The sequence below is a fragment of the Pseudohongiella spirulinae genome, assembly GCF_001444425.1.
Lineage (GTDB): Bacteria > Pseudomonadota > Gammaproteobacteria > Pseudomonadales > Pseudohongiellaceae > Pseudohongiella > Pseudohongiella spirulinae.
Genome location: NZ_CP013189.1, coordinates 1,635,734 through 1,661,832, shown reverse-complemented (window position 1 = coordinate 1,661,832; position 26,099 = coordinate 1,635,734). Strand labels below are relative to the sequence as shown.

The following is a 26,099-nucleotide window of genomic DNA, read 5'->3' as shown; positions in this document are numbered from 1 at the left end:
TCAGTCGTCGCCGAGATTCAGCACTTTTTTGCCTTTGTAGAAACCGTCAGCGGTCACGTGGTGACGGCGATGAACTTCACCAGTGGTTTTATCCACGGACAGAGTCGGGCCCGTCAGGGCGTCGTGACTGCGACGCTGGTTGCGACGTGCGCGGGATTTTTTGTTCTGTTGAACGGCCATTTAAGGTACTCCTGTTTTAGATGCTAAATTCTGTATGTGTACTGCTTGTTCTGATCGCTATTGCACTTAGTCCCTGTTGCTTTTCAGGGTGGCCAGCACCGCAAAGGGGTTCTGAACCGATTCTGCCGCATCTTCCTGCGGCAGCTTGCTGGTATCCTGTCTAATAGCCAGTTCGCACTGCTGATGCGATGCAACAATGGGTAATCCCAGTATCAGTTGCTCTTCAATCAAGTCTGCCGGCACCAGCTGCTCTTCATCTGACAGCCACGGGTCAATGTCAGCCGGCAATTTGTCAGCAATTGCTTCGCTGGCCACCACCGCCAGATCGACTGACTCCTCCAGCTCTACTGCTACCGGCTCCAGACATCGCTGACATTGCAGCATGACTGTTGTGCTGACCTGACCCTGAATTCGGCGCCGATGAGACTCATCATGACCGAACTGCAGCCGGACTTTAACGTTTCCGGCGTGCTCTTCCACCAACGCTGAAAGCCTCTTCATGTCAGATAGTGGCATGCTGCCGCGTAATGACAGTCCCTGTCTGAATACCTTTCTGGCATCCAGAACTGCAGGTATCGGAGAGGAAAAATCGAGGGTGTCAGCCATAGGCGCGCAATAATAGGGGCAAGAACGTTCGCTGTCAAAAAATTATACGTATTTTCGCATATTTTTCCGCTTCTTACTGATTTTTATTGATTGCCGGCTGCCTTCTCGCGCAAGGTGTGCACTAATTCCTGCATCTCCCCGCGCAGTGGTGCTGTAACCGTCATGCGCAACTGATTGCCCGGGTGAGTGAAAACCAGCTCGCTGGCGTGCAGATTCAGAAATTGCACATCCTGAAAATGCTGTGGACCGTGAAAGGTATATTTGCTGTCACCGATAATGGGATGACCTGCAGTCTGGCAGTGTACCCGTATTTGATGTGTGCGGCCGGTCAGTGGCATGGCCTTGATCAGGCTGGCATGCTCAAAGGTTTCAATGGGCTCAAACCGTGTTTCGGACGGTTTGCCCTGCTTACGGTCGGTTTTGACAATACGCTCGCCTTCATGGGGCTGAAACTTTGTCAATGCGGCGTTGATCCTGCGAATGCTGGCGGGCCATCGGCCATGTACAATCGCAAGATAAGTCTTCTGAATACGTTTGTGTTTAAGATCGTCCTGTAGTGCTTTCAAAGCTGTGCCGGTTTTGGCAATCATCAGACAGCCGGAGGTCTCTTTGTCCAGTCGGTGAACCAGTTCACGATAGCCCCCCTCACCTGCCATAAATCGCATGACCTCGATAACCCCGGTCGGTGAGCCGGTCCCGGTATGCACGGCCAGCCCGGCTGGTTTATTAATGATAATCAGCTGATCATCTTCAAACAGGACATTGTCTGCCAACGTTTTCTGCAGCCCAGCCCCAGGGGCAACTATATTGTCGCGCTGAGCCAGGCGTAGAGGCGCGACCCGCACAATATCACCAGAGATGACACGGGTATCTGGTTTGCAGCGTTTTTTGTTGACGCGAATTTCACCTTTGCGGATCAGGCGGTAGAGGTGGGATTTAGGCAGTCCGGCAAGACGGCTGCTCAGAAAATTATCCAGTCGCTGTTCGTGGGCATGCTCCGGTACGTTCAGGAACTGTACGCCGGTGCGTACCCCACCCTGTTCGGTATTTTCGGGGCGTTGAGCGCGAGTATGTTCGGGACGGCTTGTCATGGGCGCATTATACCAGCACCGTGCCGGGATTGATCAGGCAGGCCGGCATGCAATAGTGTAAAATCCGCGCTGCTTTTAATTTAATCTGAAAACAGGCAGGAATTGTTGAATGCAGACCATCAGAGAAACACTTGAACAGGCGGTGACACGGGCACTGATCCGCGTTACTGGCATAGAGGACGCCAAAGGACAGGTAATCTATGCGTCGCGCCCTGAGTTTGGTGACTATCAGGCTAACGGTGTGATGTCCGTTGCCAAGCGTCTGCGCAAGAATCCGCGGGAAATCGCCCAGCAGGTCCTGGATTCCCTGGATGCCGGTGAATGGCTCAGCAAAGCAGAGATTGCTGGTCCTGGGTTTATCAACCTGTTTCTCAAGGAACAGGCTTTGAGCAATCGGGCCAAAGAACTGCTCACAGATCCGTCTCGTCTGATCATCCCGGAACATGATAACAAAACGATCGTGGTTGATTACTCCAGTCCAAACCTTGCCAAAGAGATGCACGTTGGGCATTTGCGGGGCACCATTATCGGTGATTCCATTGTCAGAGTGCTTGAGTCTCTGGGACATTGTGTTATCCGACAAAACCATGTTGGTGACTGGGGGACTCAATTCGGCATGCTGATTGCCCATATGAAATCTCTATCGGCCCAGGGCGCCTCTGTGTCGTCGCGCCTGTCTGATCTGGAAAAATTCTATCGTGAGGCCAAACAACGCTTTGATGAAGAGCCGGAATTTGCCGAACTGGCTCGCTCGTATGTAGTGCGCCTGCAAGGTGGGGACGCGGAATGTCTGAGTGCCTGGCAGCAGTTTATTGAGGAATCTTTGCGTCATTGCCAGGAGGTATATGATCAGCTGGGTGTTAAACTTAAACCTAGCGACCTTTGTGCAGAGAGCTTTTATAACAAAGAGTTGCCTGGTATTGTTAAGATTTTGAATGAGAAAGGATTGCTCACTGAATCTGAAGGCGCAAAGTGCGTTTTCCTGGATGAGTTCAAAGGCAAGGATGGTAATCCTCTGCCGGTTATCGTGCAGAAAAGTGATGGCGGTTATCTGTATGCCACCACAGATCTTGCAGCTGTACGCTATCGATCTGCAGATCTGGGTGCTGACCGTGTTCTGTACGTTGTTGATGCTCGCCAGAGCCTGCATTTTAATCAGGTGTTTGCTGTCGCGGCGGCCGCTGGCATGGTCCGCAGCGATTGTCGTCTGGAACACATTGCTTATGGCACCATGATGGGTGAGGACGGCAAACCCTTCAAGACCCGAAGCGGCGATACCGTAAAGCTTAAAGATCTGCTGAACGAAGCAGTCCGCCGGGCTCATGATCTAGTGAGCGACAAAAACCCGGATTTGCCCGAAAATGACAGGCAGCAGATCGCCGCTACGGTCGGCATTGCAGCTGTAAAATACGCCGACCTGTCCAAAAGCAGAACCAGTGATTACATTTTTGATTGGTCGCAGATGCTGTCATTTGATGGCAATACCGCACCCTATCTGTTGTATGCCTATGCCAGAATCCAGAGTGTGCTTCGCAGACTGGCAGACGAAAATATAACACCCGGCCAGCAAATCAACGTGGATACTCCGGAAGAGCGCGCACTGCTGATCAAGATTCTGCAATTCGCGGAGGTAGTGAGACAGGTAGGTGTCGACTGCTACCCTAATCAGTTGTGTCAGTATCTTTATGAGCTGGCAGGACTGTTTATGAAATTTTATGAGTCGTGCCCAATTCTCAAATCCGAACCACCCGTACAGGCAAGCCGGCTTGCATTGGCCAGACTGACCGCTGATACCTTAAAAACCGGTATGAATCTGTTGGGAATAGAGCCGCTGGACAGGATGTAGCAAATATCGAATTCAGTCAGGTGCCAGGATGAGCCGGCAATCTAAAGCGACTCATCCTGGTCAGTAACTTATCAGTCACACAGCTCAAGGAGGAGTTTATTTAGCTGACGACTGAAACGCGCAGGGTCTTCCAGCTCGTTGCCATCGGCCAGTGATGCCTGATCAAACAACAGGGAAATCAGGTCACCGAAACGCTCCTCGTCCTGCTCTGCATCCAGTTTGGCAATCAGCGGGTGATCCGGATTCAGCTCGAATATTGGCTTACTCTCAGGCACTGCCTGACCCGAAGCCTGCATTATCTTGCGCATCTGAGCACCCATGTCGTCTTCTGCCAGTGCCAGACAGGCGGGAGAATCGGTCAGGCGATGACTAACCCTGACTTCTTTGATGCGATCATCCAGCGCAGTTTTTACCCGCTCAAGCAGGGGTTTCAGGGTTTCCTCCTGCTTTTCCTGCGCTTTTTTCTCTTCTTCGTTATCCAGTTTGCCCAGATCCAGATCGCCCCGGGTAATATCCTGCAGAGACTTGCCATCAAACTCGTGCAAATGGCTCATCAGCCATTCGTCTATACGATCTGACAGCAACAGCACCTCAATACCCTTTTTGCGAAATATCTCCAGATGCGGGCTACTGCGTGCCGCTTTTTCAGAGTCTGCGATCAAGTAATAGATTTTGTCCTGCTCTGGTTTCATTCGAGCCACATAGTCTTCCAGACCCTGATCCTGACCTTTGGAGCCTTCATGCGTACTTGCAAACATCAGCAGTTTGGCGATGCTTTCGCGGTTGCCGAAATCTTCTCCTGGTCCTTCTTTAAGAACCTGTCCAAACTCCTTCCAGAACGCGGCGTATTTTTCGCTGTCATCTTTCTTCAATTTAGCCAGCATATCCAGAGCGCGCTTGGTCAAGGCGCTGCGCATAGAGTCCACTGCCGGATCTTTTTGCAAAATCTCCCGCGATACGTTGAGGGAAATATCGTTAGAATCGACAACCCCTTTAATAAATCTCAGGTACAAGGGCAGAAACTGCTCCGCCTGATCCATGATAAAGACACGCTGCACATACAGCTTCAGGCCTCTAACCCCGTCACGATTCCACAGATCAAACGGCGCTCTGGCCGGCAAATACAGAAGGCTGGTGTATTCCAGCTTGCCTTCCACTTTGTTGTGGCTCCAGGTCAGAGGACTTTCGAAGTCGTGAGAAATATGTTTGTAGAACTCGGTGTACTCTTCTTCACTGACGTCAGTACGCGGGCGCGTCCACAAAGCTTTGGCGTCATTAACCGCTTCGTACTCTGTTTCTGCATCTTGTTTTTCATCTGTTGCCTGTTTTGGCAGCAGTACCGGGATCGAAATATGGTCAGCATATTTTTTTACGATCTGACGCAGGCGGAAAGGATCAGCAAATTCTTTGGCATCATCCCGTAACTTCAATATCACGGTTGTGCCGCGTGATGCCCTCTCGGCGTTTTCAATACTATAATCAGCCTCGCCTGCAGATACCCAGCGCACAGCATCACTGGCGGGTGTGCCGGCCTTGCGGGTGATCACTTCGACTTCTGACGCCACAATAAACGCCGAGTAAAATCCCACACCGAACTGACCGATTAACTGGGAATCTTTTTTCTGATCACCACTGAGTGACTGCAAAAACTGGGCAGTGCCAGAACGTGCGATAGTACCGAGATTGCTGATGACATCGTCACGATCCATGCCGATGCCGTTATCTGTAATTGAGAGCGTACCGGCGTCCTTATCGAAGTCAATAATGACCTTGAGTTCCGTGTCATTTTCGTAAATATCCGGCTTGGACAGCGCCTGAAACCGAAGCTTGTCTGCAGCATCTGATGCGTTGGATATCAGTTCCCGCAAGAACACTTCCTTGTTGCTGTACAGCGAATGAATCATCAGCTGCAGAAGCTGCTTGGCCTCAGTCTCAAACCCTCGTGTTTCCTTGTTTGTCTGCGTTGTCATGCAACTACCCCTGAACTTGTCTGAATGCTTAAGGCATAAAAAACCCCGGGCTACTTTATCGTAACCCGGGGTTTTTTATGGGGGCTGTTAAGCTTATTTCAAGAGCGGTAGTATTCTATCGCTTCCTGCTTACGCTGTTGCAGAGCTTCATGACGAGCCTTTGAGGACTCCACAAAGCTTACGAATTGACCAGCATTGTTGGTGCCAAGGTCTCGTGCGCGCTGGGCCGCTGTTAAGGCTTCATCAAAGCGATCCAGTTCTACCAGCGCACGGGCCAGTGACAGCTGAACTTCACCAGCATTCTCCAGCCCGCCTTTATTGAGTGCTGTCTGCATTGCGGTAACAGCACCTTCATAATCACGATTCATCAGGTGAATGTAGCCAAGATAGTCCCATGCTTCAGCATCGTCTACGATCTCAACCAGACGCTCGGCAGGCTCAACAGCCGCAGCGAACTCCGATGCCACAATGTACATCTGAGTCAGCCTGCGCAGGTTGTCGCCAGTTACTTCAACGATGCCCTGGTCCATGCCGTCTTCCAGAATCTCGATACCGCGCATAGGCGCATCGAGCCCTGCAAGAGACTGAGCCAGGTTCATGAATTCACCTTCGCTTTGCAGATAACCCTTCACATAAGCCAGCTCCATGGTTTGGATCCGTTTGGCATCATCATCCAGGAATCCATAAATGGCAGCCAGGTTTCGCCAGTCACTGCCTTCGTCAAACAGGCCTACCATTGTTTTGGTCACCTCAAGCGCATTGGCGTAATCTTCACGCTCAATGTACATGACGTTCAGCAGGCTGTAGATATTACGTGCGATCTCACGGCCTTCAGCTCGCAGCATGTCCATGTAAGCCAGCAAATTGGTGATTGCGGCTTCATAGTTCTGCAGGTTGTAGTGCGACAGGGCCAGAACGTTGAATACAGTTGCATTCTCGGTTTCTGACAAAGAGCGCCACTCTTCCAGTGTGCGAATGGCATCTTCAAAACGCTCTTCACTGGCATAAAGCTGTCCCAGTGATTGCAAAGAGCGCAGACGCTGTTCCGGACGCAGACCTTCAATAGTCAGGATCTGCTCGAATATACGCAGTGCATTTGTGATGTCATCCACACCAAGATAGTAGTTGGTATAGAAGTTCAGCATGGTCGCTTTTTCAAAATCATTCAGCGAGTCATAGCGTTCGTTCAGCTCATCCAACTCTTCCTTGGCTGCTTCCAGATCAGGCTCCACCCCTTCCTCAGTCGGGTTCATCAGCTCCTGAACTTCGGCGATCACCCGGTATACCCGGTCACTGAGTGTGTCAGAGCGACGAGTGGGTGGCGGCTGACGCGGGCCGTCATCCTCTTCCTGCGCATAGGCTGGAGCGGAGAACATCATCTGCCCTGCTGTGGATGCACTGATAACCATGGCGGCCATCAATACGGAGCGGAGAATTGTTTTTGGTGCACTCATCTCTTACTCCTCCAGTTCAAAGCGGAATACGTATTGAACATTGGGTACTTCAACCGGCTGTCCATTAACCACACGTGGCTGAAAACGGAATCGTTCTGCTGCACGGATGGAAGCGGAGTCGAACATGCCGCGAGGCTCAGCATCAACAACACGCACGTCCCGCACACCGCCAGTCTCAGTTACGGTAAATGCCACCTGACACCAACCTTCGATACCACGTTGCGCAGCACGGGTCGGGTACTGAGGCTGTATGTTAACCAGCGGCAACATTTCACCGTCAGTAGCGCTGAGGCCTGCTGCGCCAATATCCAGCCCGATGTCGAGGTCGACGTTTTCGCGTGCGATATTCAGATCAGCACCGCCATCCATATCGATATTGCGATCGGGTGGTGTGGGCGGTGGTTCATTCAACTCCTCGATAGGTTCGGGGCGTTCCACCTCACGTATCACTTCCATCACAATTTCTGGCATCGTTGCATCGACGATACGAACCACATTGGTGTTCTGCTCCAGATCACCACCCGTCGCAATCAGCGCCTGCATGAAATAAAACAGACCCAGTGTCACCAAACCCGCCAGACCCAGAGAAATTAACCATCGAATTGCAATCATCGTTTAGTTCTCCGTTGAAATGGACACGGATGCAATTTGCGCATCACGGGCCGCCCGCAATATGGACATGACGTGCTCGTTCTGAGCTGACCGGTCGCCCTGTATGACGACAGAGGCATTCGGAGTTTCAGCCAGTCGTCGCTCAAAACGGGACCGGATAAACCGAGAGTCGATTTGCTCGCCATCGATCCAGATTTGACCGTCATTGCTGACTGCAATCAGGATCAGATCCTTGGAGCGAGGTTCGGCCGTTGATGCTTCCGGTTTCATCACTTCAATGCCCGCCTCGGTAATAAATACCGAGGTGACAATGAAGAAGATGAGCAGGATGAAGACGACATCAAGCATCGGGGTCAGGTCAATCTCCCCGGTGTTTTCATCATCACCGCGTTTCTTCATCAAACCTGTTTTCATTATTATGCCTTTTCAGTATCTCTAAATGATTTAGGCCATGTGATCTTCAAGAAGTTCCAGGTCACGGTCGATGCGGGATTTCAGCCAGTTACTGGCAAAAATGCCTGACAGCGCACCCACCATGCCGGCCATCGTCGGGATAGTTGCCTTGGAGACACCACCCGCCATTGACTTGGCGTCACCGCCGCCGGTAAGGGCCATGACATAGAACACTTCAATCATGCCTGTTACGGTACCCATCAGACCCAGTAGTGGACAGACCACCACCAGCGTTTCAATGATTGGCATCGTTGATTTAAGATCCAGCGATATCTCAGAGACCATCATGTTGCGAATCTGCTGAGCGCGCCAGGAACGGGTGTCGCTGCGACCCGCCCACACCGCGAGAGTCTGTTTGACCTTCTTGGCGTGGGTGGAGTGCAGATACCAGACCCGCTCGAATATCAGCGACCACTTCACCAACAGGAGCATACCGATGACCCAAAGTACCGGCCCACCCCTGTTCATGAAATCTGTAATCGCGTCAGAAAGATCGAGCAGCGCGAAATACATGATGCCCCCTTAACCCTGAGCTTTGTTGATAGAAGCTTCAGCTTTACGGGCAATGATACCAGTGGCCTGCTCTTCCAGAATGTGGATGATACGGTCACTTTTGCTCTTAACCCAGGTGTGCATCAGAATAGTCGGGATAGCCACAGTAATACCCAGTACTGTTGTCATCAAGGCCATGGAGATACCGCCCGCCATGATGGTCGGGTCACCCGCACCGTAAACAGTGATCTGCTGGAACACCTGAATCATACCGGTTACCGTACCCAACAGACCCATCAGCGGAGCAATCGCAGAAATGATCTTGATAAAGGTCAGGAAGCGCTCCAGCGCCGGAGTTTCCTGCAGGATTGCTTCACCCAGTTTCAGTTCCAGAGTTTCAGTGTCAACATTCGGGTTAGACTCGGCAACCAACAGAACGCGACCCAGCGGGTTGTTCTTGTTCGCTTTGTCCGACTTGACCTGAGAGTTCACTTTAGCTGCAACCAGGGTCAGCATAAAGGAACGGATCAGAGCGACCAGAACCGCAATCACACCCACACCAATAATCGTAAAACCGATCACGCCAGAGTTCTGACGGACCTGCTCAGCTGGAGTCGGGAAGTTGATCAGGTTGGCCATCAGGCTGCCGCCCTGTGCACCTGTCGGGTCGATACCTACTTTATAGATGCCGCTCTGAGCGCTTTCGAGCGCCTGGGCTCGTCCAACAACATCGGCACCCGGCTGTCGTGGCAGCACCTGCAGGTGGCCCACTGCGCCGTTATAGGACAGGTAGTCGCCGTCAGCGATAGAGTTGAATGTACCGATACGGGTAATTGTACGGTTTTCCTGTTCGCCTGAAGGCAGGCCCACGATGTCGTCATACTGGACAACCCGGCCGGACTCTACCAGTTCCTGTTGCATGTAGAACCAGAAACGCTCGATTTCATCAACACGAACCTGTTCTGTATCAGAAGCAACACGCTCAATGAATGAATCCAGGAACTCATTACGACCTGGATACTGAGCGCTTACCAGCGAGTTGTCAAAGATACTGCGGAAGTCGCCGGCAACACCCTGAATGGTACCCAGAAGCTCGTTCAGGTTGGCGCGTACTTCACGCAGTTGGGCGCGCGCATCAGCCAGACGCTGACGGTTTTCGTCAAACACGCCTTCCAGACGCGTATTCTCTGCTTCTTCTTCAGAAATACGGGTACGGGTTTCCTCCAGGATCTGCTCCTGCTGGTTGACCTGCTGCTGGAAGCGCTGCTCACGCTCACGGGCTTCCTGTGATTCAACAACGCGATTTTCTTCAACATTGCGAAGCAGTTCAGAAAGGTTGGCGGCGGGCTGTTGTGCAAAGGCCTGAGTTGATACGGCAAGAAAAACGCCCGTCAGAGAAATACCTGCTAATTTAATTATGTTCTTTTTCACTGTGCTAACTCCGGCGCAACAATTGGTAGTTCAAAAATTTCTGGTGCAATCATGCCACTGGAAACGTTGATCGCGTCACGTACCGCATTGCGGTATTCAGCCGGATCAAGTGTCTGCCACTGGCGAGTCTCTGGGTTCCAGGCTCCAGTCATGGAACGATCCTTGGTCTGGAAAGTCAGCGAGATACGACCAACGCGCATCATGTCGACATCGCGCTGAACGCCATCCAGCTCCAGAGATGTGGAATAAGTTTCGTGGGTGCGGCCGTAGCTGTTTTCAGTCTGGTACAGAACCAGAATCTGACGGAAGCGTTCTGCGGTAGAAACGTTTGGATTATCTATGGCATCACGGACAAACTGGATGCGGGCACGGCGCTGGTCCAGATGGAACGGGAAATCCAGTTCAATAAACTGCTCAATACTGGCAATCATACGATTCATCAGCAATGGCAGTTCCTGGGTCACGTTTCGAACTTCGCCGATTGACTCGGCAATAGTTTCCAGTTCCTGTTCCTGTATCGCAATCTGTCGACGCCAGTTGGCATTCAAAACCAGCAGAGCTTCCAGGTTGTCACTTTCCACTTTGAATTCTTCGAACAGGGAGCTGGAAGAGTTGGAGAGTCTGTTAATGCGGTTTTGAGACTCCGCGGCCTCCCTGTTGGTTTCACCTACAACACTCTGAGCCCGCTCAATATCGCTGGTGTCAACGTCCTGAGCCTGGGCTGCTCCGATTACCAGCAGCGATGCCAGTGGTAACAGAACCTTTGAATATAATCGACGGTTTTTCATGTGCCATCCTGTTATTGTATTAAACACTCCGGTCGCGAAACCGAATGTGACTTCTTATCTATCGTGCATTACAGCGTAAAGTACTAACATCTGTTTACGGATCCCTCCGGAAAGTAAGAGGCAATTTTCAGGCCAGCTGGTTACGATACTACTCAAACGAGGTTTAATTGTAGAAAGTCGTAACAAAGTCAAGCCAGATACTGCAAATTACCGTAAATTCAGAGCTCCCTGCCGAATTATGTCGTCAAGACTAACACAACCCGTTTGAATTTTTGAACCTCTCAAATGAGAATTTTTTTGCCGTCGAAGAGCTTGTGACCCAACTTGGTTCATGCGCGCGGTTGGCGCACATGAACCGTGCGGCGAACTGACTTACCAGCCAGTGACTTCTTTCAGCGCCTGGCCGATATCAGCCAGGCTGCGAACGGTTTTAACGCCGGCATCCTGCAGGGCCGCGAACTTTTCATCCGCTGTGCCTTTGCCGCCGGAGATAATTGCGCCGGCATGCCCCATGCGCTTGCCGGGAGGCGCAGTTACGCCAGCAATGTATGATACAACGGGTTTTGTGACATTGGCTTTAATATAGGCCGCTGCCTCTTCCTCGGCACTGCCCCCGATCTCACCGATCATGACAATAGCTTCGGTTGCCGGGTCTTTCTCGAACATTTCCAGAATGTCGATAAAATTGGAGCCCGGAATCGGGTCGCCACCAATACCGACGCAGGAAGACTGGCCAAAGCCATAGTCTGTAGTCTGTTTGACCGCTTCATAGGTCAGGGTGCCTGAGCGAGAAACGATACCGACCTTGCCTGGCTTGTGAATATGTCCCGGCATGATGCCGATTTTGCACTCACCGGGTGTGATGACACCTGGACAGTTGGGTCCGATCAGACGTACGCCGAGTTCGTCACAACGAATCTTTGCATCCAGCATATCCAGTGTAGGGATACCTTCCGTGATACAGACAATCAATTTAATGCCGCTGTTGGCGGCTTCAAGGATGGAATCCTTACAGAACGGCGCCGGCACGTAGATCACACTGGCTTCTGCGCCAGTTTCTGCCACAGCTTCGGCCACGGTATTAAAGACCGGCAGGCCCAGGTGAGTTGAACCACCCTTGCCCGGTGTCACACCGCCAACCATTTTAGTGCCGTATGCGATCGCCTGTTCTGAGTGAAATGTGCCTTGCGAGCCGGTAAAACCCTGGCAAATCACTTTTGTATCTTTATTGATAAGAATGCTCATTATTTACCCTCCGCGGCCTTGACTACTTGCTGCGCAGCGTCGGTGAGGCTGCTGGCCGCGATAATGTTGAGTCCGCTCTCTGCCAACACCTTGGCACCCACATCTGCGTTGTTACCTTCCAGGCGCACAACAACGGGGACCTTAACGCCGACTTCCTTAACGGCACCGATAATGCCTTCTGCGATCATGTCACAGCGCACAATGCCGCCAAAAATGTTAACCAGCACCGCTTTAACATTATCGTCAGACAAAATGATTTTAAATGCCTCGGAAACACGCTCTTTGGTTGCACCACCGCCAACGTCCAGGAAGTTAGCCGGCTTGCCACCGTGCAGATTAACGATGTCCATGGTTCCCATAGCCAGACCGGCACCGTTTACCATGCAGCCGATGTTACCATCCAGAGCGACGTAGTTAAGCTCGTGACTGGCGGCATGTGCTTCGCGCGGGTCGTCCTGCGACGGATCATGCATATCGCGCAGCTTGGCCTGACGATACAAAGCGTTGCCATCAATGTTGATCTTGGCATCCAGGCAGTGCAGATTGCCGTCAGTCTTGATAACCAGCGGATTGATTTCCAATAGAGCCAGGTCATAGTCTTTGAACAACTGCCCCAGGCCCATAAAGATCTTGGTGAACTGTTTAATCTGATCACCCTGCAGGCCAAGTTTGAAAGCCAGTTCACGGCCCTGATAAGGCATCGGACCAACCAAGGGGTCGATCGTTGCTTTCAGAATTTTCTCAGGCGTTTCGTGAGCGACTTTTTCGATTTCCACGCCGCCTTCAGTGGATGCCATAAACACCACACGACGTGAAGAGCGGTCAACAACCGCACCAAGATATAATTCCTGATCGATATCGGTACAGGCTTCAACAAGGATTTTACTGACCGGCTGTCCATTAGCGTCTGTTTGATAAGTGACCAGGCGCTTGCCAAGCCATTGCTCTGCGAATGCTTTGGCGTCATCACGGCTCTTTACCAGCTTTACACCACCGGCTTTGCCACGGCCACCGGCGTGAACCTGAGCTTTAACAACCCACATGTCGCCGCCGATCTTGTCGCATGCTTCGGCAGCTGCTTCCGGTGTATCAACAGCAAAGCCTTTGGAAACAGGAAGGCCGTATTCAGCGAATAACTGCTTTCCCTGATATTCGTGTAGATTCATTCTGTATGTCCTCTGTGTTGGCAGCGCATGAATCAGTTGCGCTTGCGTTTATTGGCAGCGTGAATAGCGTGTCCGCCGACCGCCAGTGCTGCTTCGTGCACCGCTTCCGAGAGTGTCGGATGCGAAAACATGGTCAGACCGAGATCTTCGGCACTGGCACTGAATTCCATGGCGATGGCAACCTGCTGTACGAGATCTGCTGCGCTGGGTCCCATGATATGACAACCCAGCACACGGTCAGACTTTGCATCGGCTATCAGTTTGACCAGGCCAGCTGACTCATTGGCAGCCATCGCGCGGCCATTGATGCTGAAAGGGAAGGTGCCGACGTTATATTCAACACCCTCCTCTTTCAACTGCTGCTCGGTTTTACCGACCCACGCGATTTCCGGGTGGGTATAAATGACAAATGGCACCAGGTCGTAATTGACCTGGGTTTTCTTGCCGGCAATACGCTCGGCGACCATGACGCCCTCTTCCATTCCCTTGTGTGCAAGCATCGGGCCGCGCACCAGATCGCCAGCCGCCCACACACCATCAACGGCGGTCTGGCACTGATCATTTACAACGACAAAGCCACGTTTGTCGACTTCAACGCCACTGTCCTCTGCCAGCAGATTGGCAGACAGGGGTCGGCGGCCGACAGCAACAATCAGTTTGTCGAACTCAGCATTGTGATCGCCATCACTGTCTGTATAGCTGACAGTGACTTTTTTGTTTTTGCCTTTGCCGGACACTTTTGTTGCCGACACTTTAGCGCCCAGCTTGATGTCCAGCTCCTGTTTGGCAAAAACTTTGGCGGCTTCTTTTGCAACCTGGCTGTCAACCGCTGGCAGGAAGGCATCCATTGCCTCGAATACAGTAACTTCGGCGCCCAGGCGGGCCCACACGCTTCCCAGTTCCAGGCCGATTACACCGGCACCGATAACTCCCAGTCGCTTGGGTACATCCTGGAACTCCAGTGCGCCGGTTGAATTAACAATCACTTCGTCGTCGACCGGGGCCGGCGGAATATCGATAGGCTCTGAGCCTGCAGCAAGGATCACGTGATCCGCTTCCAGTACTTCTGATTTCCCGTCTGCTGAGGTGACTTCTACCTGCTTGCCTTTCAACAGTTTGCCGAATCCCTGGATGGCTTCGACTTTATTGGCCATGAACAGACCACGAACGCCCTGTGTCAGCTGCTTCACGATCTTGCTTTTGCGCTCAATCATTGCAGGCACATCAATGTCAATTTTACCGACTTTGATGCCGTGAACTTCGAAGTCCTTTTTGGCTTCAGAATATTTATGTGATGAATCCAGCAGCGCTTTAGATGGAATGCAGCCGACGTTAAGGCAGGTGCCGCCCAGTACCGGTTCCTTTTTGTCGTCATGCCATTTTTCAACACAGGCGGTTTTCATTCCCAGCTGTGCGCAACGAATAGCAGCCACGTAACCCGCCGGGCCGCCGCCAACGACAACAACATCATATTTTTTACTCATAATTTTTCCCTGCCCACTATCAATTCATTTAGGTCCGGATTAAACACATGAGCCACAGAGACAAACCTGTCGCCGTGGCTCATGCTTGAGGAGACCTCTGGGTCTCATGTCTCAGAAGGATCTCAGATCTCCAGGAGAATACGTGCCGGGTCTTCCAGCAATTCTTTGATGGTCACCAGGAACTGCACTGCTTCTTTGCCATCAATCATACGGTGGTCATACGACAGTGCCAGATACATCATCGGAAGAATCTCGACCTTGCCGTTAACAGCCATGGGCCGTTCCTGAATCTTGTGCATGCCCAGAATCGCAGTTTGCGGAGGATTCAGAATCGGCGTAGACAAAAGCGAACCAAATACTCCGCCATTGGATATAGTAAACGTACCGCCGGTCATCTCGTCGATAGACAGTTTTCCGTCCTGGGCCTTGTTACCATATTCTTTAATCTTGCCCTCTACCTGGGCCAGACTCATGTGGTCAGCATTGCGCAGCACGGGCACAACCAGCCCTCGCGGAGAGGATACCGCCACGCCTATGTCCTGATACCCATGGTAGACAATGTCATTGCCATCAATTGACGCATTGACGGCCGGGAAGCGCTTAAGCGCTTCAACGCTGGCCCGCACAAAGAAGGACATGAAACCCAGCCTCACACCCTCGTGGGCTTTTTCGAACTGGTCTTTGTAACGTGAGCGAAGTTCCATCACCGGCTTCATGTTAACTTCATTGAAGGTTGTCAGCATGGCGGTGCTCTGTGACGCCTGTAACAGTCGCTCCGCAACCTTGGCGCGCAGACGGCTCATCGGCACACGCTCTTCAACACGTCCGGACGAGCCATCGCCGACAGGCACTTCTGAACGCTGAGCTTGAGGTGCGGGGCTTGCTGTCTTTTTGTCAGCGCCTTCGATGGCCTTGAGCACATCTTCTTTGGTAACCCGTCCGTCTTTACCGCTACCGCTGATCTGGCCCGGATTCAGACCATGCTCTTCAGCCAGCTTTTTGGCTGCCGGACTCAATACAGGCGTATCGCCATCGTCGCTGCTGTCAGATTCCGGCGTCGCAGATTCCTCGCTTTTTTCTGACTTGCTGGCGGTGTCACTTTTCTGCGCTGCTTCCGCACTGCCTTCTTTTACAGTGGCAATGACTTCGTTACTGACAATCGTATCGCCGGCATCTTTGATAATTTTCTCAAGTACGCCATCGGCGGGAGAGACCACCTCAATAACTACTTTATCGGTCTCAATATCCACCAGCAGCTCATCCCGTTTTACCGCGTCGCCTGCTTTCTTGTGCCAGCTGGCAATGGTGCCGTCAGGAACCGATTCCGGCAGTTGTGGTGCTTTTATTTCTATTGACATGTCTATTCCTTACACTGTTTGTGTCGAAATGTTGTAAACAAAAAGAATCAATCCTGATTACCCAGCGCTTGTTCGAGGAAAGCATTCAATTGCTGCAGATGTAACTCAGGATAACCTGCCGCTGCCGCCGCAGAGGCCTCGCGGCCTGCATAACGCAGGTTGACACCTGCATTCAGGGACTGAATAACATTGCGCATATGATGCTGGCTGGAGTACCAGGCACCCTGATTCATGGGCTCTTCCTGGCACCACACAACATCTTTAAAGTTAGGATACTGTTCCATGGTTTTGCGCAGATCATCTTCCGGGAACGGATAGAGCTGCTCCAGCCGGATGATTGCTATGTTGTCAATTTCGCGCTTTCGACGCTCTGCCCTCAGATCATAGTAAACCTTACCCGAACAGAGAATGATGCGTTCGACTTTATCTGCTTGAACATTCTCATCAGTTTCGCCGATAACCACCTGGAATGATCCATTGGCCAGCTCTTCCAGCGTCGCAGTTGTCTCTTTATGCCGCAACAGACTTTTTGGCGACATGACAATCAGGGGTTTGCGCAATGGGCACAACACCTGACGGCGAAGCATGTGGAAAACCTGTGCCGAGGTCGTCGGCAGGCAAACCTGTATATTATGTTCAGCACACAACTGCAGGAATCGCTCCAGTCTCGCAGATGAGTGTTCCGGCCCCTGCCCTTCGTAGCCATGCGGCAACAACATGGTCAAGCCGCACAGCCGCTGCCATTTATGCTCTCCGCTGGTTATGAACTGATCGATCACAACCTGCGCGGAGTTGGCAAAATCACCGAACTGGGCTTCCCAGACAACCAGCGCATTTGGAGTGGTTGTTGCATAACCGTATTCGAATGCCAGCACAGCTTCTTCTGAAAGCAGCGAATCGTAGATGCAGAACATGCCAGGATCAGCCACAAGGGAACGCAGCGGAACATATTCTTCTTCCGTTTTCTGATCGCGCAACACGGCGTGCCTGTGAGAGAAGGTGCCGCGCCCCACATCCTGTCCGGTTATACGCACTCGATTACCGGTAGTCAGGATGCTGGCATATGCCAGGGTTTCTGCAAAGCCCCAATCCACAGGGAGCTCACCTGCCGCCATTTTGGCACGATCATCAGCAATTTTCTGAACCTGGCGCTGCAAAGACAGCTTGTCCGGTAAAGATGTGATTTTTTTGGCCAGCGCCTCAAGGGATTCCAGTTTGATGCTGGTATTAAAATGTGGTGTCCATGTATGTCCCAGATAAGGGTTCCAGTCTACAAACATTTCGACGTTTGGTTCTTTGATCAGGCTTTTTACGACATGCGAACCGGTATCCAGAGCGCTTCGGTAAGAAGTATTCAGCTCGCTCACTTCGTCTTCGGTAGTGATTTTTGCGGCAATCAACTTTTCCGCATACAATGCTCGAGTTGTCTGTAACTTGCGAATCTTCTGATACATCAGAGGTTGTGTTGATGAAGGCTCATCTGTTTCGTTGTGGCCACGGCGGCGATAACATACGAGGTCGATGACAACATCTTTTTTGAATTCGTAACGGAAATCCAGCGCCAACTGTGTAACAAACAGCACGGCTTCCGGGTCGTCGGCGTTTACGTGAAATATTGGCGCCTGAACCATTTTGGCCACATCGGTACAATACTCGGTGGAACGGGCATCATCCTGGCGGCTGGTCGTAAAGCCTACCTGATTATTCACGATAATATGCACCGTCCCGCCAGTGCCATAAGCACGCGTCTTGGACATCTGGAAAGTTTCCATGACAACGCCCTGCCCGGCAAAGGCAGCATCACCATGAATGCTGATTGGAATGACGGCATGACCCAGACTGTCTTTACGGCGATCCTGGCGTGCACGAACAGACCCTTCAATCACGGGAGAAACAATTTCAAGATGCGACGGGTTAAAGGCCATTGCCAAATGAACTTCGCCGCCCGGCGTCATGACATTAGATGAGAATCCCTGGTGATACTTGACGTCCCCGGAACTCTTATACTTGGCTCGACCTTCGAATTCACTGAACAGATCCGCCGGATTTTTACCCAGAATATTAACCAGCATGTTAAGGCGGCCACGGTGAGCCATACCCATAACAACTTCCTTGACGCCATAGCTGCCGGCGCGCTGAATCAGCTCATCCACCAACGGGATAAGACTTTCACCACCTTCCAGTCCGAAGCGTTTTGTACCCGGGTATTTTGAATCGAGGTGCTTCTCCAAACCCTCAGCGGCACTGAGTCGCTCCAGAAGATGACGTTTAACTTCGTTGGGAAAGCCAGGATTTCCAAGTTTCGGCTCAATACGTTTTTGTATCCATTGTTTCTGGGCCAGATCGACTATGTGCATAAACTCATAACCGATTGAACCACAGTAAATACTTTCAAGAGCGTCGACAATCTCGCGCAAGCTTGCTGTGTCGCGATTGATATGCAACGAGCCTGTCTGGAAAATAGTGGAATGATCAGCAGGCGACAGATTATGGAAGTCCAGCTCCAGATCTGGAACTCTTTCGCGGTGCATCAGGGAGAGTGGGTCAAGGGCTGCTTTCTGGTGGCCACGCACGCGGTAAGAACTGATCAGGTGAAGCACCTGAACCTGTTTATTTTCGTGCTCGGAGTTGACAACAACATCATTACTGAGCACCGGCATAAACCGGCTGGTTTTGCCGAGGCGGCGGAAGTATGCCTGAATTTCGCGATGCGAAACATCATCGCTGCTCTTGTCTGCAATCGTTGGCAACTGATCGAAGTAGCTGCGCCACTCTTCCGGAATCAGTTCCGGGTCGGCCAGATACTGATCGTACAACTGCTCCACATATTCAGCATTGCCACCTGAAAGATGGCCAGTGCTCCACATCAACTCCATTATGCTGTCATGCATAGTCATTATCCTGGCTGACAGAGTTCCCGGTGCAGTCTTCGCCTTTTGAGCAAAAACCGCCGGCGGCTCCGATTAAAAATACAAAATGATCAGCTACCCTGCTGTAGCAGCATGTGTCTTATATGACCAATGGCCTTGGTCGGATTCAGCCCCTTTGGACACACGGCAACACAGTTCATGATGCCGCGGCAACGGAAAACGCTGAACGGATCTTCAAGCCCTGCCAGTCGTTCGTCTGTCGCGGTATCCCGGGTATCAGCCAGGAACCGGTAAGCCTGCAAAAGTCCCGCCGGACCAATAAACTTGTCAGGATTCCACCAGAATGAGGGGCAGCTCGTGCTGCAACAGGCGCACAGAATACATTCGTATAGACCGTCAAGTTTGGCCCGGTCTTCAGGTGACTGCAATCGTTCAATTGCAGGTGCCGGTGTATCGTTGATCAGATAAGGCTGCACCTTCTCAAACTGCTTGTAGAAAATGGTCATATCTACGACCAGATCACGTACTACCGGCAAACCCGGCAAAGGACGCAGCACCAACTTCCCGCCTTTCGCCACGGCCGATACCGGGGTAATACAGGCAAGCGCGTTGGTGCCGTTGATATTCATGCCGTCAGACCCGCACACACCCTCTCGACAGGAGCGTCGGTAGGCCAGCGTCGGGTCCTGGTTTTTAATGAGCTGCAGTACATCCAGCACCATCAGATCGCGGCCTTCCGGCAGATCGATCTGGTAATCTCGCATGGAGGGTTTACTGTCAGTTTCCGGGTTATATCGATAAACACTGACTAACACGTTAGTTCACCTTCTATCAGCAACTGGATTAATAGGTACGTATTTTTGGCTCAAACTTTTCGACCGTTTTGGGCGCAAAATTCACCGCTCGCTTGCTTACGCGTCGATCGACCGGATGATACATGGTGTGACACAACCAGTTCTCATCATCACGCTCCTGGTAGTCCTCACGGGCGTGCGCACCACGGCTTTCTGTGCGGTTTTCCGCCGCCAGTGCTGTTGCCTCGGCCACTTCAAACAGGTTTTCGAGTTCAAGCGCCTCAATACGGGCTGTATTAAAGGCGTTACTTTTATCTTCCAGCTTCAGATTGGCAATGCGCGAACCCAACACTTCAAGCTTCTGGACACCCTCGCGCATGAAGTCGCCGGTACGGAACACGCCAAAATGGTTCTGCATGATGGTCTGCAGCTCGGCTCGCAATGTCGAAACACTCTCGCCGTCGGTGCTGTTGTTGAGACGATTCAGGCGTGCCATTGACTGATCGATATCCGTATCTGAAGCCCGGCGATATTCGATGCCCTGTCCCAGCATGCTTTCAATGTGTTTACCAGCCGCACGGCCAAATACCACAAGATCCAGCAGTGAGTTACCGCCCAGACGATTAGCTCCATGGACGGATACGCAGGCAACCTCTCCTACCGCAAACAGGCCGGGAATCTGCTCATCCTCGCCCCTGGCATTCTGGGTGATCGCCTGGCCATGAATATTGGTGGCAATACCGCCCATCATATAATGGCAGGTGGGGATAACAGGAATCGGCTCTTTAACCGGGTCCACGTGCGCAAATGTGCGAGAAAGCTCCAGAATACCCGGCAGCTTTTCGTTCAGTACTTTCTCACCCAGGTGATCCAGCTTCAGCAACACGTGATCACCGTTCGGGCCACAACCCTTGCCGGCTATAATTTCCTGGATCATGGAGCGAGCTACAACGTCGCGGCCTGCCAGATCTTTGGCATTGGGAGCGTAACGCTCCATGAAGCGTTCGCCGTCCTTGTTGATCAGGTATCCACCTTCGCCACGGCAACCTTCAGTCACCAGCGTACCGGCACCGTGAATACCGGTCGGGTGGAACTGCCACATTTCCATGTCCTGTACCGGGTAGCCAGCACGCAGAGCCATGCCCACGCCGTCACCGGTATTGATCAGGGCGTTAGTTGTAGAGGCGTATATACGACCGGCACCGCCGGTGGCCAGCACTGTGGCTTTAGAGGCAACATAAACGGTTTCACCGGTTTCGATGCAGATGGCGATAACGCCAACAACCACACCATCCTGGTTGCGCACCAGATCAACGGCATACCATTCATTGAAGAAGACGGTTTTGTTCTTCAAATTGCCCTGATACAGAGCGTGCAACAAGGCATGACCGGTTCGGTCGGCGGCTGCACAGGTTCGGGCAGCCTGTCCGCCCTTGCCAAAATCCTTGGACTGACCACCAAACGGGCGCTGATAAATGCGTCCATTTTCAGTGCGTGAAAACGGCAGACCCATGTGCTCCAGCTCAAAAACGGTCTGCGGACCTTCGCTGCACATATACTCGATCGCATCCTGGTCTCCGATGTAGTCAGAGCCCTTGACCGTGTCGTACATATGCCAGCGCCAGTCGTCATTCGGATCCGCACTGGCAATGGCACAGGTGATGCCTCCCTGGGCAGATACTGTGTGAGACCGGGTCGGGAAGACTTTGCTGATCACTGCCGTTTTATAGCCTGATTGCGACAATTGCAGTGCGGCTCGCATACCGGCGCCACCGCCGCCAACAATCACTGCATCAAACGAAATCGTACGCATACCGCTCATTTATAGTCCCCACAGAATCTGGATACCCCAAACGAGGTAAATGAAAATCAGAACAACACAGGCTGCCTGAAACAGCACTCGAACTGCTGTAGCTGCACCACCAAAAGTCATTTTTGTCAGGTAGTCAGTGGCAATTGTCCACATTCCTATCCAGGCATGAATGCACAAAGACAGTAATGCCAGTAAACTGAACACCCGCATCCAGGTCGCGTCAAACAGGGCCGACCAGCTTGCATATCCGACATCGGGTGTAATAAGCATCCAGCCCAACAGGAATACTGTGTAAAACGCCAGCACAACGGCACTGAAGCGCTGCAACACCCAATCATGAAGTCCATTGCGCCCCAGATTGGTCGCGCTGTTTACTCTCTTCACCATACCCAGACTCCTGCCAGCACGATGCTGATTACCGCAAATACAACAATTAACACGGCGCCACGCCGGCCGCCTTCAAGAGTTTCACCAATGCCAGCGTCCATCAGCAGGTGGCGAATACCGGCAATCAGGTGATATAGCAGCCCTGACAATATTGCCCAGACCACTACTTTGACAGCCGTTGTGTCCAGCCAGCCGCTCACTCGCTCGTAACCTTGTGGTGAGGACAGCGATTCAGCCAGCATCCACAACAGCACAGCCGTCCCGGCAAAGATGAGTACGCCGGAAATTCGATGCAGGATGGATGTAATTGCAGGCAGAGGAAAATGAAATTTGCTCAGGTCTAGATTTACAGGTCTGTTGTCTTTCACTGGTAGCCAATTCACGTTAGGCCCGGGTATGGGCTCGGTTAGTTTCAGATCGGTGCCCATATAGACGATGCTGCACTGATCAACCTCCGGAGAGTCTGGACAAGACACACGACTGGATGGGCTTGTTCAGGCGCTTCGTTTTTGATTCCAATCGAAAAAATCGTTCGGAATGACAACGGCAGAGTATAGTCTCATAGCAAACGGAATACAATAAAACCCATGGGATAATGGGCTCGATAAGTCGTGTTTGTGACAACACTTTGTCAACATGAAATTTTTGCAGGCAGCATGAGGGAATCATGCAAAAGTTTATGCTAAAGTAGCCGTTTTGCCACTGGCACATTAAATTGAAGCTTTTCCCCCATTCAAGGATCCCCATGCAGGATCAGATCGTTACCCGGCCGACTCCAGCCGAATGCTGGCAGCCGGAAGTTTATCAGTCAGGAGTGAATTATGAGTGAAAACAAAGCCCGCTTGAGCCTGGCCAACAGCCAGGAAGTGATTGAGCTTCCCGTTCTGAAGGGCACGATAGGCCCGGACGTGGTTGATGTGCGTCGCCTGGTGGCAAACGGAGTGTTTACCTACGACCCGGGTTTTATGTCAACGGCTTCAACCGAATCGGCAATCACCTATATTGATGGTGATGCGGGTGTGCTGCTGCACCGCGGTTACCCGATTGACCAGCTGGCTGAACATTCGGATTACCTGGAAACCTGTTACCTGCTCTTGAATGGCGAACTACCTGACGCCGAGAGCAAGCAACAATTTATCGCCGAGATAACTCAGCACACCATGGTTGATGCTCAGATAGCTAAAATCCTGGACGGTTTCCAGCGTGATGCACACCCGATGGCAGTGATGGTCTCCCTGGCCGGAGCGTTGGCGGCGCTGTATCATGAGGGGCTTGATATTGATGACGCCGCACAGCGAAAGCTGGCAGCCATCAGGTTGATCGCCAAAATGCCCACCCTGGCCGCGATGACATACAAGCACTCGATTGGCCAGCCTTACATGTCCCCCCTCAACTCACTTAATTACGCTGAAAACTTCCTCCACATGATGTTTGGTGTGCCGGCCGACAAACCGAACGTCAGCCCGGTACTTGCTAAAGCCATGGATGTGATCTTCCTGTTGCATGCCGATCACGAGCAGAATGCCTCCACGTCTACAGTACGACTGGCTGGCTCTACCGGCGCCAATCCCTACGCCTGCATAGCCTCCGGCATTTCAGCGCTGTGGGGGCCGGCACACGGCGGCGCTAACGAAGCCGTTTTGACCATGTTGAATGAAATTGGCGACGAGTCGCGTATCGAGGAGTTTATAGCACGCGCCAAGGACAAGGATGATCCTTTCCGCCTGATGGGCTTTGGTCACCGTGTCTACAAAAACTTTGATCCGCGCTCACGAGTCATGCGCAAGATCTGTGATGAGGTGCTGGCTGATCTGGGCGTCGAAAACGATCCGCTGTTCAAGATTGCCCGCCGCCTGGAGAAGATCGCTCTGGAAGACGAGTACTTCATTGAGCGCAAGCTGTATCCGAATGTCGATTTCTATTCGGGTATCATTCTCAAGGCCATTGGTATTCCTACCAGCATGTTTACGGTGATCTTTGCTCTGGGTCGCACCCCGGGCTGGATTTCCCACTGGAACGAGATGCTGAGCAACCCCTACAAGATCGGTCGCCCGCGTCAGCTCTACACCGGTCCGGTGCAGCGCGACTACCCTGCTTGACGGGATGGGGACGGTCGGGGACGGAGACCTGCGCTCCGTCCCCAGGGCAGCTCAGACACTAAAGTGATACCGGGTGTCGGCGCTTTGCAGATCAAGCGCTGCTTCAGTGCCAGATTGACACCGGGGACGGAGCGCAGGTCTCCGTCCCCCGGGCAAAAAAAAGGCCACCATGATAAACATGGTGGCCTTTTTAATTTGGTGGAGCTAAGCGGGATCGAACCGCTGACCTCAACACTGCCAGTGTTGCGCTCTCCCAGCTGAGCTATAGCCCCAATAACCAACTATTAAAAATCAACTATTACAGTCACTTCAAACTGCTCACTGCAGAGACCGCGCATTTTAGGCATCGCCCCTGCATGTGTCAATGCTTGAATCTCCCTAATTAACACTTATTTCGAGATATCTTCGCTTTGCTCGAAATTCAACAAGTCCCTGAAGGTTTTCTCAAGCTGCTTAGCTTCCTTTTTGGATATGCCGCCGAGCTGTTCGATAGCGAAACGCAGTCGGGCTCTGCTCACATCAAGACCTATAATATAGATTGAATCGATTACGGATACCGAGACAGCCTTCCCTGTGATGGCTACAAACAGTGGAAACAATGCATCACGTATCTTGATCCCGTTAAAGGCAGCCAGGTGCTGACAGGCCTGTTCAATTGCCTGTTTGTTCCACTCCGCCAATTCCTCAAGTCGCCAGGCCATTAGCTGCAGCAACTCCTTGCATTGCCCGGCTGACAATTGTTTATGCGAAAAACTTTCAGCTGTCACAGGTAGCTGACCACTCAAGAAAAAACCAGCCAGAGGGATAACATCGCTGAACCGTTCTACCCGCTCCTTAACCAGAGGAATGATTTGCGCCAGTTTTTCAGCGTCAAACGCCCATGCGGCAAATTGCTCTGCAAATGACTCAGTATCCAGGTTTTCCCGCATATATTTGCCGTTAAGCCAGTTCAGCTTGGCGATATCAAACACGGGACCGCCCAAAGAAACCCGGTCAATATTAAACACGGCCTGCATCTCTTCCAGTGAGAATTTTTCGCGTCCATCGGGCATCGTCCAGCCCATCATACCCAGATAGTTTGTCAGCGCTTCAGGCAAATACCCCATATCGCGGTAGTAGTTGATGCTGGTGGGATTTTTGCGTTTGCTGAGTTTGCTTTTGTCCGGGTTGCGCAACAATGGCATATGGCAAAACTGCGGTGCTTGCCAGCCGAAGTGTTGGTACAGCAGCAAATGTTTAGGCGTTGAGTTGATCCATTCTTCGCCGCGTATCACATGCGTGATGCCCATCAAATGATCGTCGACCACGTTGGCGAAATGATACGTTGGCAGATTATCTGATTTCATCAGCACCTGCATATCAATTTGCTGCCAGCTAATCCTGATCTCGCCACGCAGACGGTCCTCAAAAACGCATTCACCCTCTTGCGGCACCTTCATGCGAATTACAAAATTCTGTTTCTCTGTCAGTCGCTGTTCAAGCTCTGATTCACTCAAATGCAGGCAGTGGCCATCATAGCCCGCTGTTTGTTTGTTCTGTATTTGTTCGGCGCGCAGTTCGGCCAGTCGCTCAGCCGTACAAAAACAACGGAAGGCATGTCCTTTGTCCAACAATTCGTTGATGTGCTGGCGGTAGATATCACTGCGCTGACTTTGCCGGTAGGGCCCATGCGGGCCTCCAATATCAGGACCCTCTGCCCAATTCAAACCCAGCCACTTCAGGGCGCGCAGAATATCCTGCTCTGAGCGAGCCGTACTCCGGCTTTGGTCTGTATCTTCAATACGCAGAATAAATTCGCCACCATGCTGGCGGGCAAAGCAGAGATTAAACAATGCAATGTAGGCCGTACCCACATGAGGGTCGCCTGTTGGTGAGGGGGCAATGCGGGTTCTGACTGCGGGAGTCGATGCTGTAGTCATATCACTCTCTTGATTGAAACGCTGGAGGGTCTGAGGCAATT

At 52.0% G+C, this 26,099-nt stretch carries 22 protein-coding genes and 1 tRNA gene; 2 read left to right on the top strand and 21 right to left on the bottom strand.

What is annotated here, in order from left to right; genetic code table 11:
- From rpmF to PS2015_RS07490, 3 genes are all read right to left on the bottom strand, one after another.
- Positions 1-180: a 50S ribosomal protein L32 gene (rpmF, locus tag PS2015_RS07500; protein WP_058021628.1), complete on the bottom strand. Its 180-nt coding sequence runs from the start codon at positions 178-180 to the stop codon at positions 1-3.
- A 66-nt stretch (positions 181-246) separates the two neighbouring features.
- Positions 247-786, bottom strand: coding sequence for a YceD family protein (locus PS2015_RS07495; RefSeq protein WP_058021627.1), 540 nt, complete (start codon positions 784-786; stop codon positions 247-249).
- Between the two features lie 83 nt (positions 787-869).
- Complete coding sequence (locus tag PS2015_RS07490) at positions 870-1,877, bottom strand: RluA family pseudouridine synthase (protein ID WP_058021626.1); 1,008 nt, start codon at positions 1,875-1,877, stop codon at positions 870-872.
- A 109-nt stretch (positions 1,878-1,986) separates the two neighbouring features.
- Between PS2015_RS07490 and argS the strand changes: the two genes are divergently transcribed.
- Positions 1,987-3,723, top strand: a complete 1,737-nt coding sequence (gene argS, locus PS2015_RS07485) for an arginine--tRNA ligase (RefSeq protein ID WP_058021625.1) — start codon at positions 1,987-1,989, stop codon at positions 3,721-3,723.
- 71 nt (positions 3,724-3,794) lie between these two features.
- On the opposite strand, the gene htpG is transcribed toward argS, so the two are convergent.
- The 16 genes from htpG to sdhC all read right to left on the bottom strand — a co-directional run bounded on the left by htpG (position 3,795) and on the right by sdhC (position 22,408).
- Complete coding sequence (gene htpG / locus PS2015_RS07480; protein WP_058021624.1) at positions 3,795-5,693, bottom strand: molecular chaperone HtpG; 1,899 nt, start codon at positions 5,691-5,693, stop codon at positions 3,795-3,797.
- A 98-nt stretch (positions 5,694-5,791) separates the two neighbouring features.
- Positions 5,792-7,147 (bottom strand): tetratricopeptide repeat protein, encoded by a 1,356-nt coding sequence (locus PS2015_RS07475; protein WP_058021623.1) that lies wholly within the window; start codon positions 7,145-7,147, stop codon positions 5,792-5,794.
- Between the two features lie 3 nt (positions 7,148-7,150).
- Positions 7,151-7,759 (bottom strand): energy transducer TonB, encoded by a 609-nt coding sequence (locus PS2015_RS07470; RefSeq protein WP_058021622.1) that lies wholly within the window; start codon positions 7,757-7,759, stop codon positions 7,151-7,153.
- A 3-nt stretch (positions 7,760-7,762) separates the two neighbouring features.
- Positions 7,763-8,173 (bottom strand): ExbD/TolR family protein, encoded by a 411-nt coding sequence (locus PS2015_RS07465; RefSeq protein WP_237113408.1) that lies wholly within the window; start codon positions 8,171-8,173, stop codon positions 7,763-7,765.
- A gap of 30 nt (positions 8,174-8,203) precedes the next feature.
- A complete protein-coding gene (locus tag PS2015_RS07460) occupies positions 8,204-8,725 on the bottom strand; it encodes a MotA/TolQ/ExbB proton channel family protein (RefSeq protein WP_058021621.1) in 522 nt (173 codons plus the stop codon).
- 9 nt (positions 8,726-8,734) lie between these two features.
- Complete coding sequence (locus tag PS2015_RS07455; protein WP_058021620.1) at positions 8,735-10,135, bottom strand: MotA/TolQ/ExbB proton channel family protein; 1,401 nt, start codon at positions 10,133-10,135, stop codon at positions 8,735-8,737.
- Entirely contained in the window at positions 10,132-10,923 is a 792-nt protein-coding gene (locus tag PS2015_RS07450; RefSeq protein WP_058021619.1) for a DUF3450 domain-containing protein, read from the bottom strand. The genes PS2015_RS07455 and PS2015_RS07450 overlap by 4 nt, the downstream gene beginning before the upstream one ends.
- 372 nt (positions 10,924-11,295) lie before the next feature.
- Positions 11,296-12,168 (bottom strand): succinate--CoA ligase subunit alpha, encoded by an 873-nt coding sequence (gene sucD, locus PS2015_RS07445; RefSeq protein WP_058021618.1) that lies wholly within the window; start codon positions 12,166-12,168, stop codon positions 11,296-11,298.
- A complete protein-coding gene (sucC, locus tag PS2015_RS07440; RefSeq protein WP_058021617.1) occupies positions 12,168-13,334 on the bottom strand; it encodes an ADP-forming succinate--CoA ligase subunit beta in 1,167 nt (388 codons plus the stop codon). Before sucC ends, sucD begins: the two co-directional genes overlap by 1 nt.
- A 32-nt stretch (positions 13,335-13,366) precedes the next feature.
- Positions 13,367-14,818 carry a dihydrolipoyl dehydrogenase gene (gene lpdA, locus PS2015_RS07435; protein ID WP_058021616.1) on the bottom strand — a complete coding sequence of 484 codons (1,452 nt, stop codon included), beginning with the start codon at positions 14,816-14,818 and terminating at the stop codon, positions 13,367-13,369.
- A gap of 122 nt (positions 14,819-14,940) precedes the next feature.
- On the bottom strand, positions 14,941-16,176 hold the full coding sequence (gene odhB, locus PS2015_RS07430) for a 2-oxoglutarate dehydrogenase complex dihydrolipoyllysine-residue succinyltransferase (RefSeq protein ID WP_058021615.1): 1,236 nt from the start codon (positions 16,174-16,176) through the stop codon (positions 14,941-14,943).
- A gap of 47 nt (positions 16,177-16,223) precedes the next feature.
- Positions 16,224-19,067: a 2-oxoglutarate dehydrogenase E1 component gene (locus tag PS2015_RS07425; protein ID WP_058021614.1), complete on the bottom strand. Its 2,844-nt coding sequence runs from the start codon at positions 19,065-19,067 to the stop codon at positions 16,224-16,226.
- 89 nt (positions 19,068-19,156) lie between these two features.
- A complete protein-coding gene (locus tag PS2015_RS07420; RefSeq protein WP_058021613.1) occupies positions 19,157-19,861 on the bottom strand; it encodes a succinate dehydrogenase iron-sulfur subunit in 705 nt (234 codons plus the stop codon).
- Positions 19,862-19,889: 28 nt separating this feature from the next.
- Entirely contained in the window at positions 19,890-21,662 is a 1,773-nt protein-coding gene (gene sdhA / locus PS2015_RS07415; RefSeq protein WP_058021612.1) for a succinate dehydrogenase flavoprotein subunit, read from the bottom strand.
- Positions 21,663-22,040 (bottom strand): succinate dehydrogenase, hydrophobic membrane anchor protein, encoded by a 378-nt coding sequence (sdhD, locus tag PS2015_RS07410; RefSeq protein WP_058021611.1) that lies wholly within the window; start codon positions 22,038-22,040, stop codon positions 21,663-21,665. It lies immediately after the preceding gene.
- On the bottom strand, positions 22,034-22,408 hold the full coding sequence (gene sdhC / locus PS2015_RS07405; RefSeq protein WP_058023204.1) for a succinate dehydrogenase, cytochrome b556 subunit: 375 nt from the start codon (positions 22,406-22,408) through the stop codon (positions 22,034-22,036). The genes sdhD and sdhC overlap by 7 nt, the downstream gene beginning before the upstream one ends.
- Positions 22,409-22,861: 453 nt before the next feature.
- On the opposite strand from sdhC, the gene gltA reads away from it, so the two are divergent.
- The gene (gene gltA / locus PS2015_RS07400; RefSeq protein ID WP_058021610.1) at positions 22,862-24,139 is read left to right on the top strand and encodes a citrate synthase; all 1,278 of its coding nucleotides are present in this window, start codon (positions 22,862-22,864) and stop codon (positions 24,137-24,139) included.
- A 196-nt stretch (positions 24,140-24,335) separates the two neighbouring features.
- On the opposite strand, the gene PS2015_RS07395 is transcribed toward gltA, so the two are convergent.
- Positions 24,336-24,411: transfer RNA gene (locus PS2015_RS07395), tRNA-Ala, on the bottom strand.
- Between the two features lie 117 nt (positions 24,412-24,528).
- Positions 24,529-26,058, bottom strand: a complete 1,530-nt coding sequence (gltX, locus tag PS2015_RS07390; RefSeq protein ID WP_058021609.1) for a glutamate--tRNA ligase — start codon at positions 26,056-26,058, stop codon at positions 24,529-24,531.
- Positions 26,059-26,099 lie beyond the last annotated feature (41 nt).

Excerpts from the sequence above, each read along its gene's own strand:
- gltX (WP_058021609.1), bottom strand. The coding sequence starts at position 26,058 with ATGACTACAGCATCGACTCCCGCAGTCAGAACCCGCATTGCCCCCTCA.
- argS (WP_058021625.1), top strand. The coding sequence starts at position 1,987 with ATGCAGACCATCAGAGAAACACTTGAACAGGCGGTGACACGGGCACTG.
- lpdA (WP_058021616.1), bottom strand. The coding sequence starts at position 14,818 with ATGAGTAAAAAATATGATGTTGTTGTCGTTGGCGGCGGCCCGGCGGGT.
- PS2015_RS07475 (WP_058021623.1), bottom strand. The coding sequence starts at position 7,147 with ATGAGTGCACCAAAAACAATTCTCCGCTCCGTATTGATGGCCGCCATG.
- htpG (WP_058021624.1), bottom strand. The coding sequence starts at position 5,693 with ATGACAACGCAGACAAACAAGGAAACACGAGGGTTTGAGACTGAGGCC.
- sdhA (WP_058021612.1), bottom strand. The coding sequence starts at position 21,662 with ATGAGCGGTATGCGTACGATTTCGTTTGATGCAGTGATTGTTGGCGGC.
- sdhD (WP_058021611.1), bottom strand. The coding sequence starts at position 22,040 with ATGGTGAAGAGAGTAAACAGCGCGACCAATCTGGGGCGCAATGGACTT.
- odhB (WP_058021615.1), bottom strand. The coding sequence starts at position 16,176 with ATGTCAATAGAAATAAAAGCACCACAACTGCCGGAATCGGTTCCTGAC.
- PS2015_RS07425 (WP_058021614.1), bottom strand. The coding sequence starts at position 19,067 with ATGCATGACAGCATAATGGAGTTGATGTGGAGCACTGGCCATCTTTCA.
- PS2015_RS07470 (WP_058021622.1), bottom strand. The coding sequence starts at position 7,759 with ATGATTGCAATTCGATGGTTAATTTCTCTGGGTCTGGCGGGTTTGGTG.
- PS2015_RS07495 (WP_058021627.1), bottom strand. The coding sequence starts at position 786 with ATGGCTGACACCCTCGATTTTTCCTCTCCGATACCTGCAGTTCTGGAT.
- sucD (WP_058021618.1), bottom strand. The coding sequence starts at position 12,168 with ATGAGCATTCTTATCAATAAAGATACAAAAGTGATTTGCCAGGGTTTT.
- PS2015_RS07465 (WP_237113408.1), bottom strand. The coding sequence starts at position 8,173 with ATGAAAACAGGTTTGATGAAGAAACGCGGTGATGATGAAAACACCGGG.
- PS2015_RS07450 (WP_058021619.1), bottom strand. The coding sequence starts at position 10,923 with ATGAAAAACCGTCGATTATATTCAAAGGTTCTGTTACCACTGGCATCG.
- PS2015_RS07460 (WP_058021621.1), bottom strand. The coding sequence starts at position 8,725 with ATGTATTTCGCGCTGCTCGATCTTTCTGACGCGATTACAGATTTCATG.
- gltA (WP_058021610.1), top strand. The coding sequence starts at position 22,862 with ATGAGTGAAAACAAAGCCCGCTTGAGCCTGGCCAACAGCCAGGAAGTG.
- rpmF (WP_058021628.1), bottom strand. The coding sequence starts at position 180 with ATGGCCGTTCAACAGAACAAAAAATCCCGCGCACGTCGCAACCAGCGT.
- PS2015_RS07490 (WP_058021626.1), bottom strand. The coding sequence starts at position 1,877 with ATGACAAGCCGTCCCGAACATACTCGCGCTCAACGCCCCGAAAATACC.
- sucC (WP_058021617.1), bottom strand. The coding sequence starts at position 13,334 with ATGAATCTACACGAATATCAGGGAAAGCAGTTATTCGCTGAATACGGC.